This is a genomic window from Hugenholtzia roseola DSM 9546 (genome assembly GCF_000422585.1).
Classification (GTDB): domain Bacteria; phylum Bacteroidota; class Bacteroidia; order Cytophagales; family Bernardetiaceae; genus Hugenholtzia; species Hugenholtzia roseola.
On the sequence record NZ_KE383884.1, the window covers coordinates 71,043 to 93,788 of the forward strand.

15 protein-coding genes are annotated in these 22,746 nt (G+C 41.6%); 10 read left to right on the forward strand and 5 right to left on the reverse strand.

Annotated elements, in window-relative coordinates; all coding sequences use genetic code 11:
* Window positions 1-161: 161 nt before the first annotated feature.
* Entirely contained in the window at window positions 162-3,275 is a 3,114-nt protein-coding gene (locus G500_RS0117085; RefSeq protein WP_154657207.1) for a tetratricopeptide repeat protein, read from the reverse strand.
* 1,169 nt (window positions 3,276-4,444) lie between these two features.
* Between G500_RS0117085 and G500_RS0117115 the strand changes: the two genes are divergently transcribed.
* The 4 genes from G500_RS0117115 to pyrF all read left to right on the forward strand — a co-directional run bounded on the left by G500_RS0117115 (window position 4,445) and on the right by pyrF (window position 8,910).
* Window positions 4,445-4,939, forward strand: coding sequence for a MarR family winged helix-turn-helix transcriptional regulator (locus G500_RS0117115; RefSeq protein WP_027003446.1), 495 nt, complete (start codon window positions 4,445-4,447; stop codon window positions 4,937-4,939).
* Between the two features lie 774 nt (window positions 4,940-5,713).
* A complete protein-coding gene (purB, locus tag G500_RS0117130) occupies window positions 5,714-7,069 on the forward strand; it encodes an adenylosuccinate lyase (protein ID WP_027003447.1) in 1,356 nt (451 codons plus the stop codon).
* A gap of 24 nt (window positions 7,070-7,093) precedes the next feature.
* Complete coding sequence (locus G500_RS0117135; RefSeq protein WP_027003448.1) at window positions 7,094-8,074, forward strand: DUF3137 domain-containing protein; 981 nt, start codon at window positions 7,094-7,096, stop codon at window positions 8,072-8,074.
* Window positions 8,075-8,106: 32 nt separating this feature from the next.
* Window positions 8,107-8,910: an orotidine-5'-phosphate decarboxylase gene (gene pyrF / locus G500_RS0117140; RefSeq protein WP_027003449.1), complete on the forward strand. Its 804-nt coding sequence runs from the start codon at window positions 8,107-8,109 to the stop codon at window positions 8,908-8,910.
* A 116-nt stretch (window positions 8,911-9,026) separates the two neighbouring features.
* On the opposite strand, the gene G500_RS0117145 is transcribed toward pyrF, so the two are convergent.
* From G500_RS0117145 to G500_RS0117160, 4 genes are all read right to left on the reverse strand, one after another.
* The gene (locus G500_RS0117145) at window positions 9,027-9,980 is read right to left on the reverse strand and encodes a hypothetical protein (RefSeq protein ID WP_051203785.1); all 954 of its coding nucleotides are present in this window, start codon (window positions 9,978-9,980) and stop codon (window positions 9,027-9,029) included.
* 24 nt (window positions 9,981-10,004) lie between these two features.
* Window positions 10,005-11,036: a cytochrome-c peroxidase gene (locus tag G500_RS0117150; RefSeq protein ID WP_027003451.1), complete on the reverse strand. Its 1,032-nt coding sequence runs from the start codon at window positions 11,034-11,036 to the stop codon at window positions 10,005-10,007.
* A gap of 95 nt (window positions 11,037-11,131) precedes the next feature.
* Complete coding sequence (locus G500_RS0117155; protein WP_051203831.1) at window positions 11,132-11,974, reverse strand: MbnP family protein; 843 nt, start codon at window positions 11,972-11,974, stop codon at window positions 11,132-11,134.
* Between the two features lie 295 nt (window positions 11,975-12,269).
* Window positions 12,270-12,650 (reverse strand): hypothetical protein, encoded by a 381-nt coding sequence (locus tag G500_RS0117160; protein ID WP_154657208.1) that lies wholly within the window; start codon window positions 12,648-12,650, stop codon window positions 12,270-12,272.
* Window positions 12,651-12,876: 226 nt separating this feature from the next.
* On the opposite strand from G500_RS0117160, the gene G500_RS0117170 reads away from it, so the two are divergent.
* From G500_RS0117170 to G500_RS0117210, 6 genes are all read left to right on the forward strand, one after another.
* Window positions 12,877-15,297 (forward strand): hypothetical protein, encoded by a 2,421-nt coding sequence (locus G500_RS0117170; RefSeq protein WP_027003455.1) that lies wholly within the window; start codon window positions 12,877-12,879, stop codon window positions 15,295-15,297.
* Between the two features lie 153 nt (window positions 15,298-15,450).
* Window positions 15,451-17,250, forward strand: coding sequence for a translational GTPase TypA (gene typA, locus G500_RS0117175; protein ID WP_027003456.1), 1,800 nt, complete (start codon window positions 15,451-15,453; stop codon window positions 17,248-17,250).
* Between the two features lie 957 nt (window positions 17,251-18,207).
* A complete protein-coding gene (locus G500_RS25220; RefSeq protein WP_051203787.1) occupies window positions 18,208-19,107 on the forward strand; it encodes a type III pantothenate kinase in 900 nt (299 codons plus the stop codon).
* 49 nt (window positions 19,108-19,156) lie between these two features.
* Window positions 19,157-20,494, forward strand: a complete 1,338-nt coding sequence (gene bamG / locus G500_RS0117190) for a BamG family beta-barrel-assembly machinery protein (RefSeq protein ID WP_154657209.1) — start codon at window positions 19,157-19,159, stop codon at window positions 20,492-20,494.
* Window positions 20,495-20,640: 146 nt separating this feature from the next.
* Window positions 20,641-21,996, forward strand: coding sequence for a hypothetical protein (locus tag G500_RS0117200; protein WP_027003459.1), 1,356 nt, complete (start codon window positions 20,641-20,643; stop codon window positions 21,994-21,996).
* Window positions 21,997-22,234: 238 nt separating this feature from the next.
* Entirely contained in the window at window positions 22,235-22,744 is a 510-nt protein-coding gene (locus tag G500_RS0117210) for a DUF4199 domain-containing protein (RefSeq protein ID WP_027003460.1), read from the forward strand.
* The last annotated feature ends 2 nt before the right edge of the window (window positions 22,745-22,746 follow it).

The window sequence follows — 22,746 nt, forward strand, 5'->3', positions numbered from 1 at the left end:
CAAGCACACACAAATCAAAAACGCACCCTTTCCGACGGACAAAAACAAAAATAGCGTTTATTTTCGATTTGTAACACCATTCTTATTTGTTTTTCGCATAAAGGATACAAAAGGTCAAGATTTTCGCCTCCAACGTGAGTGTTTTTTTTCGGAAAACCTTTTTACTTCACCTCACCTATCCATTCTTTTTCGCGCTCGGAAAGTTCCTCTTCTTTTAAAAGTTTGAGATACTTTTCAGCACTATCTTCCTGATTGCCTTGTTTGAATCGTACTTTATAGAGCCAAAGCAGAGCGGTTATGCGAAGGTTGCGATTCAGGGAAGTCTTCTTTGAGGTAGCATTTCTGGCAACCTGCTCATCAAAGCCTTTGTAGTCTAACATTTCAAAGGCTACATCATAGAGGTCGGCTAAATGGGGCGAATCGGGCGCATTATTTAAAATCGCCTCCGTTTCTTGGACAAAATCGCTGCCGTAAATGTCTTCAAAACGCATCTTATACCAAGATTTGTAAAGCGCAACGGCAGGGCTATTCGAGCCTACTCTACTTTCAAGTTCTTCTATGTATTGCAACATAGCGGTACGGTCTTTCATTTTATTGCAAAGCAGTATCATAAAATACAAACTTTGTAGGTAAGCATCTTGCTCTACCACAGCCCCCCCGATATTGAGGCTTGCCATGTATGCTTGGTGGTGGTCGAAGGCATCTTTGAAGAAGCCCTTGTGGAAAGCTGCCTGCCCTGCCACGTAATTTTTGAGGCTGCTTAGTTTATCCGACACCTGCTCGCTCGCCGCCTCTGCCTTTGCCCAATGCGCGTTTGCGGTTTGGAAGTTGCCATTATGGAACAAGACCTGCGCAACAAGTAAGTGGAGATGCAGGCTTGCCTCGTCTTGTTTTTGGTGGTAATCTAAAAAATTACGCGCCTTCAACACAAAATCGCTTGTAGATACCGAATATAAAGCCAAAATCCTTTCATAATCAGAAAGATAGCTGGCTTCTTCTGCCATAGATAGGGCTTTTTCTTCTGTTCGGGCTTCTTCCTTCAAAGTAGGCAAGGCATCGAGGGCAGTGCAATTTATATCGCCATTTTCAAGCTGCTGACCGTAATTAAAGGCATCTTTATAGAGTTTGTCGCTGGGTTGTGCGCGTTCCAAAATGTAGCGGACATCTTCACACGCCAAATTATCGTATTTTGATTCATTTATCACAAAATAAGCCTCCAATCGCAAAAACACCAACTCTAAAATGCGCGGATGACGGCTATTGGTATTGATAAAATTAGTCGCAAATTGAATAGCCTCTATCAACTGAATTTTGTCTTGTGGCTGCCCTACGCCCAAATCTTTACAACAACGCACGTAATCGAGAAGCGCGTCGAAGCCGAAGGGGGTCTTGTTAAAATTTTGTGCCACATACAAATAATTCCGCAACGCTTGTTCGTCTTTTTGCACAAAATAAAGCAATCTGCCCCAATGGTAATAAGCCTGCGCCTGCAAATACTGCCCCTCATTTGTCGAGGTGTTAGCCGTCTGGTCGATGACCTGATTGTAGTGCAACTCTGCCTGCTCGAAGGCGAAGTCTTCGCTCTGCCTGACGGTTGCGGTGTAAGAATCGGCAAGCAACAGTTCCGCCTCTGCCTTGATGTAAAGTTTGTCGTCAAATTCAGTAGAGCCAACACAGGCAGATAGATGCCCGATTGCTGCCTGATAATTTTTAGCATTAAAGGCGGCAAGCCCTAAATAATAGCGGCTATAATCGCGATAATAGGGCAGGGTTATTTTATTGAAATAATAAAGACTTTTTTCTATCTCTGCGCCCCTATCCTGCAAATTTTGTAAAAAATAGGAAACCCCCATTTTAAAATACAACTCTGAACGGCTTGGCTCTTTTAGCGGCTCTCTTTCTAAAAGTTCGTAATAACCCAAAGCCTTTTTATAAAAACCCTGATTGAAGGCTTTATCGCCCAAAAGTGTCAGATATTGTTGTAATAGTTGCTGTAATTCGGGCTGCGCTACTACCTCGCGCTGCAAACTTTTCAAAGCCAATACTTCGTCTTCTTTGAAAAAGGCTTCATACCAGGCTTTCTTGATATTTGTCCAATAAAAACCTGTGGGAAAGAGTTGGAAATATTCATCTGCGCCCTGCTTCACTTGGGCGTAGTTGCCCAAAAGTTGATAGAGGCTTATGATATGATACAATGCCTTTTCCTGACAAATGCGCGAGGTTTCCTGATTTTCAAGACGGATATGATAAGCACCCTTATACATATCCAAAGCCGCTTCTTTTTGCCCTTCCTGCTGATAGATAAGTGCTAAGTGGTAGTATGCCACTTGGGTAAGCGAATCCTGCACCTGCTCCTGAACGACCTGCTGCAAATAGCCTTGCGCCTGCTCTTTTTGGGCATCTTGCAACAAACAATTTCCTATCATAAAGGCAACTTCGCGTCGCTGGGGGTCTGTTTGGTGCAATCGCTCGTAATAGCGTTGGTAAAAATCCGCTGCCTGCGTCCATTTATTTTTGTTGTATAGCGAATTAGCGGCGATATAGTAGTGCTTTTTATCGAAAACCTCTTTCTGTTCTATAAAAGAAATAAGCGTTTCTACCAACTGTTCCTCGTTCTTGGCTTTCAGATGGCTATCGAGTATCAAATCATTGGCACTCTGCACATAATTAGGCTTTTCCTTCGCCTGCTTCATCACCTCTGCTACCAAATCATACTGCTGCAATTTGTAATAAGAAACGCCCAAATAGTAGGCAAAGTCGGGACAATGGGTCTGACAATGCTGTTGCATTTCTCGCGCCACCTGAATTGCCTCGCGATAGCGTTCAATTTTTGTGAGGGAATAGACAAACTGAAACCTCAATTTTTCGTCTTCGGGGCGCATCACACGTCTGGTCTTGTTTAGGTCTTCTAATAAGAAAACGACCTGACGATAATTCTGGGTACGAAAGAAAAAATCTGCCGCTTCCTTTTTGAGAGCCTCTGCCTGTACGGAATTGGGGTAGTGAAGAAAAAAAAGCGACAAAGAATTTTTAAGTTCCTCTTCTTCCCTGTTTTGCATTTTTTTCCGTATCTGTGCCGCCGCCTGCGCTTCTGAAAGCAAGGGCATTGCCTCACTTTTATTGTGTCCAAGTGCCTCTTTTTCTGTTTCGAAGGGTTCGATTCTACGCACGCCAAAGGGCGTATGTTGCGAAAATAAAGGGCAGGCGAGTAGCCCTACGAAAGCGGCATTTGTAATACCCATCAGAAGCGAGCGATAAATATCAAGTCTTGACAAAATAATGCGCTTTTAGGTAAAGGAATGGGATTAGTGAAAAAACAACTCGAAGTTATCTAAAAACTTGCTAAAACACAAATAGTTTGGCACTTTTTCACTTCTTTTTTCAAAAAACAAAGCCAATGCCTGCCTAAAAAGTGGCACAAGAGCTAAGGGCAAAAGATTCGCATTTGCCAAATCTTTTTGAAAAGTGAAAAGTAATCAGGAGTGAGAAGGAGGTTTGACTACACAATAAAAGTGAGAAGGGACTTATCAGTCGCTTTTAAGTTTTGGGCAAAGATACACAAAAATTCTTTTTTTCTCATTTTTCTCGCACCCCTACAAAGGCTTTTCTTAGGCTCTTGTGGCAAAGGGGAACTTTTTTGTAGGACTTTTTAGGGAGCTACACAACTGAAAACAAAGGTTTTCATAGACAGAAACAGAAAATTACGCCTTTTTTGGCTGTAAAAAAAAATGCAATTTCACCCAAAAACTAACATGACCGCAAAAAAGAAAACGGTTTAAAAAACAGGCTTTTTTTTCTTAGGAAAAACAGTTGGCGAGGCGAAAAATGCAGATTTTTTGAGCAAATTTAAAGAAAATACACAAAAAAACACAGTTCTTTGCCCTACCTTTTGCCTGCCAGAAAAGCAAAAAATCCTAAAAACAAAGCCCCTGTGTAAAAGTTTTAGGCACAGCGGCGAAAAAGTAGAGCTGCCTTTTCTAATTTTTTAACTAAAAAAAAACCGCCTTTCCCAACGGCAAAAAAACAAAAAAACAGGTCTAAAATCGCTTTATTATGCAGTTGGGGGCTTTGAAAAGGCAAATATTGGCGTTTTGCTTACTTAAAAAGTGCCGCTCCGCGTGGCTTTACTATTTAGGTTTTTAGTTTTTTTTATTCATATCAAATCCTAATTTTTCATCTCCCCCTCCCCAAGTAGGCTTTTGGGGCGAAATATTTTAGTCTATTTATCGCTTGCATGTAAGTTTTTTTGAAAAAAACGATAAAATAGCGAAAAAAGTAGCTTTTTTTCCTCTTACACACCGCTTTTTAGCAGAAATATAGAAAAAAAATTGCGCTTATACTTGTATATTATTTGATAAAGCAGTATGTTTGCATTGTAGAAAGTTCTACACAGCACCCCTTTATTTGAAATAAACTTTTTCAAACTTCTTAATTCACATTGGTTATGTCTCAGAACTCAACAAAAGAAGAATCAATCGTATTAGGCGTGATTGAACTCGCTTCACAAATTTTGAAAAGAAGCAGCAACATCACACGCAGAGCTGGTCTTACTACCCAACAGTGGCTCATTTTGCTTTACATCAAAAATGACCCCAATATCCCTTTGAGCCGCGAGCGCAACTTGCATCATGGCGTTTTGGCTTCTGACATTGCAGACGCATTGAACGTTTCACGCCCTAATGTAACGAACCTTATCCACTCTTTGGTAGAAAAGGATTTGATTACACAGACACGCGACGAAGACGACAAGCGTCGTAAGCGTTTGGAACTCACCGACAAAGCAAAAGCACTTTTGGCTAAAATCGAGCCTTTGCGTCGCGACTCTAACCGTATCCTTTTCGAAGAGATGACCGATTCTGACAAGCAAAAACTCCTCAACTTGCTTACCCAGTGCTTCGAGCGCATCTATTGGGCAGATAGCGGCAGAATCACTATCTAAGCCAACTTAGGTAGGGCTATTTTCTAAGCCACTTACTCGCGCTTTTCTCAAAAGAAAGCAGAAATAATTACCTTCGTTTTGCACTTTGAAATAAAAGGCAGAGCGAAGGTTTTATTTTCGAGCCTCCTTTCGCCTAATCAAAGAGCTTCTACGGTGAAGATTTTGCTAAAAAGATTTTGCTAAGATAGCCAATTTATGCAAACAGTTCCTAAATTTTTGTCTGATTTAGCTTCTTTTTCTTTTCTTCAATCTCAAAATCGTTGTTTCTACACTTTTTAACCTCAATAGTTCTTTTTGCTTGCTAAAAATACGCGCTCCCTTCTTTTTTTTATTTTCTCCCGCTATGTAATTTTGAGCCAAAAATAAAAAATTCGCCCTGTGGCTTTTTTCTAATTTCAAAAGGCTTTTCTACCAAAATATTTTACAGGCACATCTGATTAGAAAAAAAACTAACCCTTTTTTTGTACTTTTATGCGCCAAAAGGAAAAGTTCGCCAAATGCGCCCCGCCTTTTCCCAGTAATGTTAAGTTCTGTAAAAAAACTTGTTTTGTCAAATTAGAAACGAAATAAAATTTGGACTTAAACCCTAAGGGTCTTCAAGACCCTTAGGATTTGGGGCATAGGACAAGACATTGCCTTGTCCCTACATTCGCGCCTTTGTAAAAACAGCCCTTTTTCGGCTATTCTTTTAGCCCTTTTCACCTTATCTCCAAGATTTTCGCTTATATTTGCCTTTTGGTTTCTTATTCTTCAACACAAGCAAAAGCGGTTTTTATGTCTTTATCCGATTCTGTATCTGCCCTATACGCGCTTTCACCCATCGACGGACGGTATGCACAACAAAGCGGCGAACTAAATGCCTATTTTTCAGAATATGCCCTCATTCGCTATCGCGTTTTGGTAGAGGTGGAATATTTTATCGCCCTTTGTGAGTTTTCGCTGCCTCAATTGCCTTTGCTTTCTACCGAACAAAAGCGTTTGCTTTCGCAAATTTATCAGGACTTTTCGCAAGCGGAAGCATTGGAAATCAAAGAAATTGAGAAAACAACGAATCACGACGTAAAGGCGGTTGAATATTTTTTAAAGGCGCGTTTTAAAAAATTGGGCTTAGAAGCATACGAGGAATTTATCCATTTCGGACTTACCTCACAAGACATCAACAACACAGCTACGCCCCTGCTTTTGAAAGAAGCCGAACAAAATGTATTGCTGCCTTTTTTAGAACAGCTCATTCAACAAATAGAACATTTTGCGAATCTTTGGGCAAATGTCCCCATGCTTGCCTATACGCATGGGCAGCCTGCTTCGCCTACGCGCGTGGGAAAGGAGCTACAAGTTTTTGCCTACCGCCTACGGCAGCAGTTACAAAGTTTGAAGCAAGTCCCCTTTGCGGCTAAATTTGGAGGGGCAACGGGTAATTTCAATGCCCATGTGGTAGCCTATCCTGCACTGGATTGGCAGCGTTTTGCACAGCAATTTGTAGAAAATAATTTGGGGCTAAAACGCGCCCTTTGGACAACCCAAATAGAAAATTACGACCATCTGGCGGCACGTTTTGATGCCTACAAGCGTTTGAATACGATTTTAATAGATTTTTGTAGAGATATTTGGGCTTATATTTCTATGAATTATTTTAAACAAAAAATCAAAGCAGGCGAAATTGGCTCTTCTGCCATGCCGCACAAAGTCAATCCCATCGATTTTGAAAATGCAGAGGGAAATTTGGGAATTGCCAACGCCATCTTAGAACATTTGGCGGCTAAACTGCCTATCTCACGTCTGCAACGCGACCTAACCGACTCTACCGTCTTGCGAAATATCGGCGTACCTTTGGCGCATGGGCTTATTGCTTGGAAATCTATTTTAAAAGGCTTATCAAAATTAGAACTACATGAGGCTAAAATTGAGCAAGACTTAGAAAATAACTGGGCAGTAGTGGCAGAGGCTATCCAAACCATTTTGAGGCGAGAAGGCTACCCCAAACCTTATGAAGCCCTCAAAGAGCTAACGCGCACAGGAAAGCGCATAGAAAAGGCTATGATTGAGGATTTTATAGAAAGCCTGCAAGTGGAAACGGCGATAAAAGAAGAACTCAAACAAATTTCGCCTTCAAACTATGTTGGTTTGTAACTTAGATTTAATCTCCCTTTTTCGATGAAGACCTTAGAAGAATTTAAAGATTTTTTTGCCTCCTTAGAAGACGACATCGCCCTTTTGGAGGAAGAAAGGCGCAAACGCATCAAGATGCAGGCAGGGGTCTTGTTGCTTGTGATGCTACTTTGCACCCTTACTTTGGGCGTAGCCTATTCTTTTAATAACTATTTATCGTGGGGAATTGGTATTTTTTTGGTAATTGCTTGGATTGCCGCAGGTGCTTATGGTACGTATTGGCTCTCACGTAGGGAAGATTTGGGGGCGCAATACAAAGAAACGGTAGTTTCTCAAATCGTGCAATTTATGGACGAAGGGCTTAACTATGAAGCCGAAAAATTCGTCGAGTACGAGCATTTTCGGCAGGCACGTATTTTCCTACAACGCCCCGACTACTACAAAGGAGATGACTACATCAGCGGCAACTTTGGCGATTTCGAGGTAGAATTTTCGGAAATAAAGGTCGCCTATGAGCAGTTTGAGGCACGTACCAAAACGGCAAAATCGGCTTGGAAGACGATTTTTCATGGCATCTTTCTGGTAGCCACTTTGCCCGAAGAAGTGCCTACGCCTATGATTATTCTTTCTAATCGCTATCAAAAGTATTTCGGACTTTTAGGCGAAACCATACAGCTATACAATTTCAGACGCAACCTAAAAAAGGTGCGCCTCTACGACCGCGAGTTTTCAAAAGAGTTTGTCGTCTATGCACACAAACCCATCTTGGCGCGTCCTTTTCTGAATCCTACTTTTAAAGAAAAATTATTACAGTTAAAAGAAAAAACAGGCAAAGACGTGCATCTTTCCCTGCGTGAGAACAAGCTCTATGTCGCGCTCAAAATGGACAGAAACTTTTTCTCCGTCAATCCCTTTCGCTCTTTTTTGCGCTACCGCGCCGCTTGGCGACTTTACTATGATATGGTCTTTATCTTAGAAGTCTTGCAAGCCTTACAAGGTGGTCTGAATGACGAAGGGGAAGAATAAAATCACTTATCTAACTATTTTCTCTTTTTCCCATGCAAAAAGCCGAACTTATCCAGCAAATTCATGCTAAAAAATCTTTTCTTTGTGTAGGATTAGATACCGATTTATACAAACTTCCGAAGCACTACGCGCCTACGCCCGATTCTATTTTAGACTTTAATAAAAAAATTATAGAAGCAACGCTACCTTTTGCGGTAAGCTACAAAATCAATACAGCTTTTTATGAGGCTTTGGGTAAAATAGGCTGGGAAATCCTGCATGCCACTTTCGAGATGCTGCCTGCCGAAGTTTTCAAGATTGCAGATGCCAAAAGAGGCGATATTGGCAATACTTCTAATTTATATGCACGTGCTTTTTTTGAGCAAATGAAAGTAGATGCCCTTACCGTTGCGCCTTACATGGGCTATGATTCAATCGCACCTTTTTTGGCTTATTCCGAAAAATGGACAATTTTGTTAGGGCTTACTTCTAATGCAGGGGCAGCCGATTTTGAGTTACAAAAATTAGAAAATGGCGATTTTTTGTATGAAAATGTGATAAAAAAAGCACAAAGTTGGGGAAATCCGAGCCAACTTATGTTCGTTGTCGGCGCAACCCAAAAAGCACACTTACAGGCTTTGCGAGCATTAGCTCCCGATTCTTTCTTTTTAGTGCCGGGCGTAGGGGCGCAGGGAGGCGAACTTGCGAGCGTGGTAGAAGCCGCCCTCACCGCCGAAATAGGCTTGCTTATCAATTCTTCCCGACAAATCATTTATGCCGATTCGAGCGAAAATTTTGCCGCCGCCGCCGCCCAAGAAGCACAAAAGTTGCAAATGGAAATGGCTAAATTTATTTGATATTGTGTTAAAAATTTCGCTTTCTAAGTTGAAAAATATAAATTCCCTATTCCTACTGCCTTTATCGAGGCAATAGGAATAGGAAACGAAAATTTATAAAAGAGTTTTAAATTTATCTAAAATTGGAAAGTACATTGTATCTGCCAACGTGCATGGGCTTTTACCTGCCCTTTGGCTAAGTGCTGCGACAAAGGATTTTGGTACAAAGCACCCAGCGATAACTGCCTGATATAGAGATTGATACCCAAATTTCCTGCCAAAAGATTGCCCCCTGTATCGGGATTGACAAGCCCATCAAGCCTATCGTGTGCGCTATGCTCGAAATAAGTGCCTGCATAAGCCATGATGCCAAATGATTTAAAATTTTTAACTTGAAATAGCATCAAATTTCCACTAATGCGGTTTCCAAACAAATAGTTTTGAGAATTTTTTGTATTGATTTTATAGTTTATATCTGCTTGTAAGCCTGTATTTTTCCAACGTAGTGTATAAATCAGATTGCCAAGAAAATCATAACTTCCAGTGCCTAACTGAAAATTAGGATTTGCAACTGCCTCTAAATCATTTTCATCATAACGGTACGCTCCTGTTTTGAGTTTGATGCCGCCTCCAAGTCGCAATTCTTGTTTTAAAATTCGGGTAGAGTCGCCTTTTAAAAGGTGTTCTTTTTTGAAGATTTCATAATTTGCCGTTAGTACAATATCGCCCAAACCTTGTAGATAAAGGGTTTGGGAAGAAGTAATTTGAGTATTAAATTGATAGGGAATAAAACCCAAAACTTGAACTTTTTTATGCGGATACAACCTAAAAAAAGCCTCTACCGTTTGGAAATTTTCCTTCGTTTCGAAGAGTCTGCCATAGCCCAAATGCGAATCAAAACTCGCCTGACGGTAGCGCAAACCCACAAAATGCTGATTCCATTGTGGCAGCATGCCTACATAATACCCCCCAACTCCACAGCCACACAAATCGCAGGCAGCAAGATTTTGAAAAGGCAAAAATCCGACACAAGACAATAAGAACAAGAAAAACAAAGGATACATTCGTTTTTTTAAAGTATTATTTTTCATGTAATTTTATGAAATATGTTTGTTTTATTCAGCAAAGAGTGGATTTCGTACAAAGTTTTCGTCTGTGAGCGTCTGCAAAAAAGCAATAATTAGCTCCGATTCTTCCGCAGTAAGGGCAAGCCCCAAAGTGCCGTCCTCTTTTTGCAACAAAGGGTCTAAATTGGGGAGCGGCTGCACTTCTTCTCTATAATGTCGCAATACCTCTCTAAGGGTATAAAACCTGCCGTCGTGCATGTAGGGCGCAGTTAGGACTACATTGCGTAGGCTGGGCGTTTTGAACTTAAAATCGTCTTCGGGATTCAAAGTAATTTCACTTCTTCCCTTATCGGGGCGCGGCTTAGGCGCAAGTCCGTTGTTGCGAAAGGCAAAATCCGAAAAAAGCGTACCTTGATGACAGGGCGCACATTTCTGTTCAAAAAGTGCCAAACCTGCCTTTTCTGTGTCGTTTAAAGCCTGCTGATTGCCCAAAAAGTAAGCATCATAGCGGGTATCTGCCGAAACAGCTACCAACATAAATTGCGAAAGTGCTTTTAAAAATAATTCTGTTGTTATTTCTTTTGTGCCAAAAGCCGCTTCAAATAAAGGAGGATATTTCGGGTTCTGACGAATTTTTTGTAATACATGTTGAAGTTCCTCGTCCATTTCTACTTCGGTTTCGATGGGAACAATCGCAAATAAGTCCAGATGACGTACACCGCCTTCCCAAGAAAAACTATTGTGCCAAGCCAAGTTCATAATCGCGGGCGTGTTGCGCCTGCCCAATCTGTCGTCGATGCCATGACTCAAATCGTGTCCATGGTGGGTGAAAGCGGAACTTGGAATATGACAACTTCCACAAGAAATTGTGCCATCTCTTGATAAATCTCCTTCAAAAAAAAGAGCCTTACCCAATTCAAAGCCTTCGGTCGTGATAGGATTTTGGCTCAAATCGTAGTCCATTTTGGGGAAATGCGCAGGAATTTGCATCTCTATTTTGGGCTTTATGCTTTTTTCACTTTCGCAAGCGAAAAGAAAAAAAAGCAGATAAAATAGACAAATAACTTTGTATTTTTTCATTTGTGAAATTAGAAAAAATTGTGTTAGAAAACCAGACCGCTATTAGCGATTTATAGATGGCTAATAGGGTCTGGATACTGATTTAATCCCAACAATTAGTCGTTGTGCATGTGGTGAAACATGAACATGTTGGTATAATTATCGGCAATTTTAGTAGAAAAAGGACTGAACATAACCGTTCCATTTTCTGCAATGCGTACCTGATGCGTACCCTCAAAAACTTTTAATAAATCCACTGTAATATGCAAAAGTGGTGTTTGATTCTGACGAACTTCCGCCGCTTTTGCACCCAAATTCAAGGTTACGGTTTTGATGTTGTTGATAGTAGGCGATTCATAACCACCGAAACCGCCGATATGGTAGCGGAATTTGTTTTCGCCATTCGGGTCTGGTGCAGCCTTTGAAGACATGCCTTCCATCTTGAAAAAGATGTAACCCGAATTCCAACTCCAATACATTTTGTCTTCGCCTGTGTTATTAGCAGGGTCTAAAACGCCTGTTCGACGGCTCAAATCCATCGTATTGCGCAGGCTATCCACGCCTACCATGAAGCGAATAGACTTGTAATTGCCCGCAGGCACATTAGGAATTGAAATAAACTGTGAATTTTTATCTGACTCTTTCACCAAAAAGTATGATTCTTCTTGGGGTACGACGTACTCATTTCCTTTTTCGTCAATGAGGACAAAATTAGAAAGATAATAATTCAATAGCGTAACGGTGAAATCTTCACCATGCGCATTTTGGTAGCGCGTTGTACCTAATTGTAGGTTTTCTTCGCCGACTACATTGTCAAATTCGAAACGCATTGTGCCTTTTTCGTTGGGATTGATAGGTGCAGGCGCGTCCTCGTTTTTGTCGCAGGCAGTACAAGCCACCAAAAGCAAGGTGAGCAGTAGAGAAAATGTGCGGAATGAGAAAGAAAGTTTGTGTAACATAAAACAAATGGTTTGAATGAGATTAGATAAACATAATAATTGAAAATAAAGACAAAGAAAGGACGTATTCGTTTTTTCCAACTTTAAAGTAGGCATAAAACGAGCAAGAAAGAAGGCAGTAGCCGCATCAGCAAGCCGATACTGCACCATAACAAAAGCAAAGGAGGGCAGCGAAAAGCCACCAAGCCGCACTGTTTTTAGGCTAAACAAGGCAGAAGTAGCCGTCTGACAACAGTAGAGCTGACAAAAGAAAGTTCAATAAGGGTGAGAAAGAGGGAAACAACTGCGTTTCCTTTTAGGCAATGGGAGGTCTAAAAATTTGCCCTACTTCGTTTGTAATTAAACTAAAATGATAAGAGGTTTTTGCTTTTTCTGCCACTTGATTGGAATAAAAAATGGGCAATACAGCAGGAACTTCTATTTTTTCAAAGTCGTAATATTCTACAAAACTAATTTTTAAATTTTCTACTAACTTCTGATTTTGCTCACTTTGTTTTTCAAGTTGGCGACGCAAATAACAATGCCCCTGACAGCCGTTTTGCTCCTGATTGCGAAATTCACACAAAAGAGCGGCTATTGAGGCTTGTCGCATTTGAAACGAAACGACAGTTGCCATTTTTACCGTCGGTAAAAGCAGAACTAAAAGCAGCAATAAAAAGGATAGACCGCGTCTCATAGCGCAAAGATAAGATAAAAAAAAGGGAAATCCAAAAAAAATCGTAGCTTAGATAAAAAAATAAAATCAAGGCGCACTTTCTAACACAGAAGGCGTTTAGAATCTGTTTGAAAAGGGCGAAAATTTATTTGAAAGTGTAGTTTTTTTCTTATTTTTGTAGGGGAAAGAAAGGCTGAAAAATTCCTCGCTTTTTGCTTTTTGCTACAAAAAACACGCACAAAATCTAATGAAATATTCACAAATTAGAGAAGAAGAGCTTAAAAATAAGGTTGCAGAAACGTACTTTGCTCCTTACGATTGCACGCGCATTGTGGGCAATATAGACTTTTGTGTGCTATTGCGGCAGGATTTGCCCAGCATTTTTGAGGCACAGAGCCTGCTTTGGGCAGAGGCAAAAAAAGGCACTGCCGACCCACTTCTTTCCCTTACCCAACTTATTCTCACCATTGGAAAGGCGCGAACTTTCGATATTTTCCTGCCACCTGCCTTTTTAGGGGCTTTTGATGCGGAAAAAATTGCGTTCATTCCATACAATGAAGTTCAGGATATTTTCTATCTAAATGATTTTAATTGGAACGTTACGCCTTCAAATTACGACACAAAGGAGTTTAAACTAATTTACAAAAAAGTAAAAGATACACTCGAAAAGGCGACCTTTTTGTTTTACTATGAAGCTGATAATCAAGAACTTGAAAAGTTTATTGCCCAAAATTTTGTTTCCGATAGGTCAGAACTTGCCAAAATAAGAATAGACAAAAACAACTTTATTTCTATTTACAATAAATGGCTCAAAACCGTAAAACCTACGATTGCGGTGAACTGGGATTTGACGCAAAAAGTGGGCATCATCGATGGCGATTTTTATTTAGCCGACTTGCTTTCAAAAGAAAACGAAACTTTAAAAGATAAATTATTCGTTTTACTTAGACAAAATATTTATGAATTAGACAGAAAAATTGACGAACTCGGCATGTTTAGTTCGCGAAAAACTGCCTTCAACGACCAACAAAAAGCACACGCCCAATTTTGGAACAAATACGAAAGACCGCCAAGCGAAGCCTATTGGGACTACATTGTCGCACGTAGAGATTTGCTTGTGCCGCAGGATATTAGGGAGCGAAAGGGTAGTTTTTTTACGCCCCAAATGTGGGTAGAGCTTTCACAAAAATACCTATCAGACCTATTAGGCGAAGATTGGCAGGACGAATATTACATCTGGGACTGTGCAGCAGGAACGGGTAATTTATTAACAGGTTTGACTAATAAATACCACATTTGGGCTTCTACTTTGGACAAACAAGACGTAGATGTGATGCACGACCGTATCAAAAATGGTGCAAACTTATTAGAACAACAAGTTTTTCAATTTGACTTTTTAAATGATGATTTTAGCAAACTACCTCAAAATTTGCAGGAAGTTTTAAACAATCCAAACAAAAGAAAAAAACTTATTATTTATATCAATCCCCCTTATGCGGAAGCCCCAAACAAAGACTTCACAAGGTTAGCCAAAAAGTCGGTACAACAATCTAAAACGAATGAAAAATATGCAAACCTTTTAGGGCAGGGCAATAGAGAACTGTTTGCGCAATTTCTTACTCGCATCTACCAAGAAATTCCCGATTGTATAATCGCACATTTTTCTACTTTAAAAATTTTAAAGGGACAACATTTTATCAATTTTCGCACGCATTTTTTAGCACGATTAGAAAAACTCTTTGTCATGCCTGCCGATACTTTCGACAATGTAAAGGGCAAATTTCCTATTGGTTTTTTCATTTGGGACACTGCCAAAAAAGAAAAATTTGAACACATTGTAGCAGAAGTATATGATAAAAAAGGCAAACAAATAGGTCATAAAAATATTGAATCTTATGCAAATGGCGATTACATCAATGACTGGGTGAAACCTTATCGCGCCGACGTGTCAAAAAATCAACTCATTGGCAAGTTTCCCTTTATGGGAAATGATTTTCAACACCAAAACGCTATCCAAATCAATCACCACCAGATGATTTACAACAAGGCAGCAGGGCAGTTTTTTATCAATCAGAAAAATGTCTTGGTTGCTTGTGTTTATTTTGCGGTTCGCAAATGTATAGCAGCCACTTGGCTAAACGACCGCGACCAATTTTTGCACCCAAACCCCGAATGGGAGGAAGATAAAATTTTTCAGCACGACTGTTTGGTTTATACGTTATTTAAAAATAACATTCAATCTAAATATGGTACAAATCATTGGATTCCCTTTACAGAAAAAGAAGTAGAAGCACCTGCCAAATTCGAAAGCGATTTTATGGCGCGATACTTAGCAGGTAAGGTCGATACCAATATTAGCACCGATTTATTTCATAAAATAGAAAAAAACAAACAAAAACCCTTAGTATTTTCAAAAGAAGCGACCCAAACCTTAGCCGCAGGAAGAGAACTTTGGAAATATTATCAGGCGCAGCCACACCAAAATGTCAATGCTTCTTTTTACGATATTCGCGCTTATTTTCAGGGGCGTAATCAGAAAGGCAAGATGAATAGCAGCAGCGAAGATGAAACTTATCATACACTTTTAAACCACTTGCGCCATCATTTGGACATCTTGGCTATGAAAATTGCCCTTAAAGTGTATGAATACGGCTTTTTGAAGCGTTAGAAAAAATGTAACAAATTGGAAAAAGAGGCGAAATCTGTATAAAATTGGCAGCCCAACAAAAAGTTTTTGGTTTCTTAATCTCTAAAACAAGCGATTTGGAAAAAAAAGCGTAATTTTGCAGCCTTAAAAAAATGAACCGTAAGGCACTCTTTTATGCAAAATTTGCGAAATATAGCGATTATCGCTCACGTAGACCATGGCAAGACGACATTGGTCGACAAAATGCTTTTACATGCGAACCTTTTTAAGTCGCATGAACAACCCGGTGAGTTGATTATGGACAACAACGAACTGGAACGCGAGCGTGGCATCACGATTTTAGCCAAAAACGTAGCCGTAACCTACAAAGACACCAAAATCAATATCATCGACACCCCTGGACACGCCGACTTCGGTGGCGAGGTAGAGCGCGTCTTGAACATGGCAGATGGTGTGCTGCTTTTAGTCGATGCCTTCGAGGGACCGATGCCCCAAACGCGCTTCGTACTACAAAAAGCCTTAGACTTGGGCTTGAAACCGATTGTGGTTATCAATAAAGTAGATAAATTGAACTGCCAACCCGAAGAAGTGCAGGAAAGCGTTTTCGAACTGATGTTCAATTTGGGCGCAACCGAGGAGCAGTTGGAATTTAAGACCGTCTTTGGCTCTGCCAAACAAAACTGGATGGGCGCGGATTGGCGCAATCCGAGCAACGATATTAGCTATCTTTTAGATACGATTTTGGAAGAAGTGCCTGCGCCTACGGTTTCAGAAGGTACGCCACAGCTACAAATTACCTCTTTGGATTATTCGGCTTATATCGGTAGAATTGCTATCGGTCGTCTTTCGCGTGGCGTTTTGGTAGAAGGGCAGCCTGTTAGTTTGGTAAAACGCGACGGCTCACGTACCGAAAAGACCAAAATTAAGGAACTTTATATTTTTGACGGCTTAGGCAAACGCAAAGTAGAGCGTGTAGAAGCAGGTGAAATTTGCGCCGTTGTGGGCATCGAGAATTTCGAAATTGGTGATACGATTGCCGACAGAGAAAACCCCGAAGGCTTGAAGCCTATTGCCATTGATGAGCCTACGATGTCGATGCTTTTCACCATCAACGATTCGCCCTTTTTCGGAAAAGAAGGCAAATTTGTTACCTCACGCCACATCAAAGAGCGTTTGGAAAAGGAGATGGAAAAAAACTTAGCCTTGCGCGTTATCGAAACCGATTCGGCGGATAAGTTCTTGGTCTATGGCAGAGGCGTACTTCACTTGGCAGTTTTGATAGAAACTATGCGCCGCGAGGGGTATGAATTGCAGGTAGGACAGCCGCAGGTGCTTTTCAAAGAGATTGACGGTCAGAAGTGCGAACCTGTGGAAGAGCTTACGATTGATGCGCCAGAAAATGTATCGGGCAAAGTCATCGAGCTTGTTACGCAACGCAAAGGCGAGATGCTCGAAATGACTCCCAAAGGCGACCGCATGATATTGAAGTTCCACATTCCTTCGCGTGGCATCATCGGTTTGCGCAATCAGGTCTTGACTGCCACAGCAGGCGAGGCTATCATGGCACACCGCTTTTTAGAATATCAACCCTTCAAAGGTGAGATTAGAGGCAGAATCAGCGGCTCTCTTATCGCGATGGAAGGCGGCAATGCCTTTGCGTATAGCTTGGATAAATTGCAGGATAGAGGCAGATTTTTTATCGAAGCCAACGACGACGTGTATATGGGTCAGGTTATCGGCGAACACACGCGCATGGACGATTTGGTAGTTAATGTTACCAAATCTAAAAAGCTAACCAACATGCGTGCTTCGGGTTCAGACGACAAGGCACGCATTGCGCCTCCTATCAAGTTTTCGCTTGAAGAGTCGTTGGAATATATCCAAGAAGATGAATATGTAGAGGTTACGCCTAAATCTTTGCGCTTGCGTAAGATTTATTTAGACGAAAACGAAAGAAAGCGCAGAGCGAAATAAAGCAGTTATGCGGCACTGCGAGCGAACCTTCGAACCTATCTTCGAGCTTATCTTCGAGCCTATCTTTTAGAAGCCACAAGCACAAGCGAAACAAGAATTTTCCCAACAGGCGTTCTTGAAAAAGGTTGTGCTTGTGGTTTTTCTTTTGTGTAAAAAATTTATTCGAAGCCGCTTTGCAGGGCGTTTTTACAGCGGTCAGAAGGTCAAAAAACGGGGTTTTGTGCTTCACACAAGCTTCCTGAACCCCCACCCTGCCCTCCCCCCATAGGGGAGGGTTCGAAAACCAAATCATTTTTTTTTGCATAAATGCAAAAAAATGATACCGAATAACAGCCCCTCCCTTTGGGGCAGTAATGTTAAGTTCTGTAAAAAGTCTTGTTTTGTCAAATTTGACACGAAATAAAATTTGGACAGAACCCTATTTTTGGGTTTGAAAATCCTTTTTTATTTCAATCGCACTGCGGACAAGGCAATGCCTTGTCCCTACATTTGACTCCGATTTTTAGAATTTAACCTCACTGCACCCTGCCCTCCCCCCATAGGGGAGGGTTCGAAAACCAAATCATTTTTTTTTGCATAAATGCAAAAAAATGATACCGAATAACAGCCCCTCCCTTTGGGGGAGGGGTTTGGGCAGTAATGTTAAGTTCTGTAAAAAGCCTTGTTTTATCAAATTTGACACGAAATAAAATTTGGACTGACCCCTATTTTTGGGTCTGAAAGTCCTTTTTTATTTCAATCTCACTGCGGACAAGGCAATGCCTTGTCCCTACATTTGAATCTAATTTTTAGAATTTAACATCACTGGGGGTTTGGGGTGGGGTGCATTTAAGACTTTTATCGTTGCAACAACGCCGCTTTGCAGCAAAAAGTAGGCTACCCTGCGTATTAGACCAAAAGCAAAGATAGGGAAAAGGCAGTGGCTTATCCCTACAAAAAAACAAAAGCCGAAACGTTTTGAAAATCCTAACCTTAGATATTGGCAACACACGCGCAAAGGCGGCTCTTTTCGAAAGAAAAACGGAGGCGGGAAAGGCACTTGTGGGCTTTCAACCCCTTTTTCAGCACCAAAACTTGACCGACTTTCTATCTGCCCTTCAAAGTTTTTGTGCAAAAGAGAAAATAGAAGTGGGCGTATTTTCCACTGTACGCAGGCTTGAAGCGGACTTCGAAACTGCCCTTTCGAGTTTGGGTTTTAAATGGCTGCCCTTTCAGGCGGACGCTCCGCTGCCTATCCAAACAAGCTACCAAACGCCTCACACCTTGGGTTTAGACCGCTTGGCAGGGGTTTTGGGTGCAGATTATCTCTACCCGAATGAAAAAGTGCTGGTTGTAGATGCAGGCACGTGCATTACCTACGATTTGCTCGATAGGATAGCAACTGAAAAGTCACAAAAAGTAGGCGTGTATCGCGGCGGCAGTATTAGCTTGGGTTTGCAAATGCGCTGGAACGCCCTTGCGCATTTTACCGCCAAATTGCCCTTGGTGTCGGCTCTGCCTTTGATAGAAGCAGCACAAAAGGAAGCAGACTTTTGGGAAAAATGGCATCTCCAACATATAGGCGTGGATACGCATAGCAGCCTTGTAACGGGCGTTTTGAAGGGGCTTTTGGGCGAAATTGGGTTTCAAATTCAATCTTATTACCAAAAGGAAGGGATAGAAAGGGTCTTGTTTTGTGGGGGCGATACCTCTTTTTTTGAAAATATGGCGAAAAATAGCATCTTTGCAAGTTCTTTTCCTGCCCTTGCGCAGGGCAAACTTGCGTTTTCTTTTTGTTACGATTTGCTCTTTTACGGATTATATCATTATACTTGTCATCAAATTGGGCTGCCGATAGAAAACCCCAACGCACTTTGACTCTCTTTGTTTGAATGGCTTGGGTGGCATTTGCCTAACTTACCTCTTTATGCACACATCTTTGAAAAACACGTCAGAAACGCGCTTCTATTTTTTAAAAAGTCAGCGAAAAAAAGCACAATGGGTAGCCCTCTGTGCGCTCTGCTTTGTCTTGGTCGGGAAGTTGCCACTTTTTGGGCAACTTACACAATCGCCCTACTCCCGCTTTGGATTGGGCGATTTGGTGAGCCACTACCACATTAGCCAACAAGGAATGGGCGGCATGGGAGTCAGTTGGATTAGCCAAACGCAAATCAATTTGCAAAACCCTGCTACTTTGCATTACAACCGCCTCACTACCTTCGACATCGGAATTGGAGGCGAATACAAAGAGCTAAAAGACGGCAATCAGGTGCGCAAGACCGACTTTGCTGCCAATGTGCAGTATCTGACCTTAGCCTTTCCCGTTATACAGCAGCGTTGGTCGATAGCCTTAGGCTTTCAACCTTATAGCCACATCAATTACAAGACCGCAACCAAAGCCCTGATTCCCCAAACACCGACTTTTGCCGAATACATCTATCAGGGGCGCGGCGGCGTGAGTCAGCTTTTTTTGGCACAGGGGTTTAAAATCATAGAAAATTTGTCTTTGGGCATACAAGCCAACTACAACTTCGGTGCAACGCGCTACGAAATGCAATCTATTTTAGATGACCCCGGAAATCTTTATATCGTCGAACTTTTAGAGCGCGTCAATTATTCCGACTTACACCTCAAATTGGGTTTGCACTACAAATTTTCGCTCCTTCCCAAACAGAAAATCGTCCTCAATATTGGCGCAAGCTATGAACCTGAAAATCAGCTCAATACCACTACCTTTCAGGCTTTCCAGCGCAAAATCAATTCGGGGGCAGCCATCGATACCGATACTTTGCGGCAGGAATTGAGAGGTGATTTGCTCGTTCCTGAAAAAATAAGAGGCGGCATTTCGATACAAAGAGGTGCGTCTGATGCGGCTTCTTTGGCACGTCCGATGGCTTTTGCCTTTGGCGTAGATTATGAAAGGCAGGATTGGAGCAAGGTAGAAAACTTCGCCTTAGCCACAAAAATCTGTATCGGGGGCGAAATTACGCCCAACGTGCGCAGCACAAACCGCTTTTCGCGTAGTACCTACCGCTTGGGTTTTAGCACCGAAAAAACGCCCTATTTGATAGAAGGCACACAAATTGACAACCGCTACCTTAGCTTTGGCGTTTCCTTAGCCGCCAACAAAGGCTTTTCTGCCCTTAATCTCTCCTTTGTGGCAGGTGAAAGAGGAAAAGGCTCGCTGATAGAAGAGCGTTATCTACGATTTGGCGTAGGGCTTAATATCACCGACCGCTGGTTTGTACGCCCTAAAATCGAATAAGGCACGCTTTTGGATTTTAGAAAATAAGCCAGGTGAAAGTGCCTGCTACCCTTTAAAAAAGATTCACAAAGACCCAAAAAATTATATAAAAGGTGGCTTCATTGCGCCTTCTCATTTTATCTCCAACCTATCAACCCCAAAGAACTATGTTGAAAATTAAGACCTTGTGGAAATTCGTCTTGCTTGTGGCAATGAGCCTAAGCCTACCACAACTCTCAACCTTCGGACAAGATGCCAAATGGGACGATTGCGACCAGCCCGGCTTGGCACGTGAAAAATACGCCCTTCTTACCGACGAGGTAAATGCAGGCAATTTCGAGGAAGCGGTCAAACATGCCGAGTGGCTTTTGGAAAAACTACCCAAACTCAATCGCGACCTTTACATAAAGGCAGAAAAAGCATACGACGGCTTGGCAGATAAAGCCAAAGAAGCAGGCGACAATCAGGCACGCGCCCAATATATGAAGCGCATAGAAGAACTTTATTTGATGCGCCTCCAAAACAAACTCTATCCCGAAGATGAACTCTATGCAAAATTTGCAGACAAGGCTTATTTTATGTGGGTAGAAGATGCCGCCAAACTCGATACAATGTATGCCTTTTATACCCAAAATCATAAAATCAACAAAGAATCGGAGTTTTATTCGCAGGCGCACCTAATTTACTATTTTGATGCCGCAGGGCGTGCTTTCCAAGCCGAAAAAATCACGAATGAAACCCTCAAAAGCACCTACAATACCCTTGTAGAGCTTGCAAAGGCGCGTCAGGCAAAAGCCACAGACGAAGCCGAAAAGAAAAAATGGCAGGAGTTTGGTATCAATAAGTTGCGCGATTTGGCTACGGTCTATTTCCCCATGACCTGCGAGGAAATCAAAAACCTATATGTGCCACAGATGGAAGAAGCACCCGAAGACCTTGACCTGACCAAAATCGTCATCAAACTTTTGGGCGACAATAAATGTACGACCGACCCTTTGATGCTTGAACTTTTAGTGAAACTATATGCTAAAGAACCTACCTACGGTTTGGCTGAAACTATCGGTACGCTTTATTTGAGCCAAGATAACCTCAACGAAGCCTTAGGTTGGTATGAAAAAGCCGTTTCACAAGCCGACACAGGCGAAAAGAAAGGCAAAACGCTTATGATGGTAAGCAAACTACTTTTCCAAAAATCAAATTACGGCAAAGCACGCGACTACGCCCTTAAAGCCGCTAACGCAGACGGCAGTTTGGCAGGCGAAGCCTATTCTTTGGTAGGCGATATGTATATGTCTACTTACAAAACTTGTATGGAAGATGGCAAAAATGCCGTAGAAAAACGCGCTATCTTTTTAGCCGCTTGCGATATGTACCAAAAAGGAGGCAATATGAGCAAGTATGAAAAATACAAGGCGCAGTTCCCCTCGAAAGAAGAGGTCTTTATTGCCAAACTAAAAGTGGGCGATAGCATCAGCGTAGGCTGTTGGGTAGGTGGCACTACTATCATTCGCACACGCGACTAATTTGAACAAGCCGACCTTTTTTTCTGTCTTTTCTTTCCAAAAGCCTATGCCCCCTTGTGCATAGGCTTTTCTTTTTTGTATCAAAATAAAAACCCTGCTACAATCGCAAGCCAAAAACGGCGCATATTTTGAAAAACGACAAAAAAGTCGCAATTTTGCCTAAAATACTCGCAGACGGTAACGCTCTGCCTGCTTTCGCCCGAAAAAGGCAAAACTATTCTTTTCTTTCTCCCCTTCTATGGAAAAATTATTGTTTTTGAAAGCCGCCCAAACGGGTTTGCAGATGGCGGCAGGCATTTTCGGTTATGCCTTTTTTTTGCAAATTTTGGGTCAGTCGCCTTTTCGGGAATATGAATTTTTATACCTGCCTATCTATGCGATTCTGCTTTTTGTGGGCATGTATGGCTTTCGCCAAAAACACAAGGCAGGCAAGCTCAAAGGCGTAGAAGCGATTAGTTTTGGCTTGACGGCAAACCTTGTTACCTGTCTTTCTTATGGCGTTTTGCTATGGATTTGGTTGCAATTTTTTCCTCAAATCCTGACCGATTACAAAGAAATGGTCGTAGCCTACCTAAATGAAGCGCAAAAGGCTGCACCCGAATACTATTCTGACGAATTTGTAGCGGCAGCGCAAAAAGACCTCACCCAAACTACTGCCCTAACCTTAGCCTTAGACAAAGCCTCTAAATTGTGGCTTATCGGCATGGTGATACAAATGGCGGTCGCGCTTTTTGTAAAGAAAAACTAACT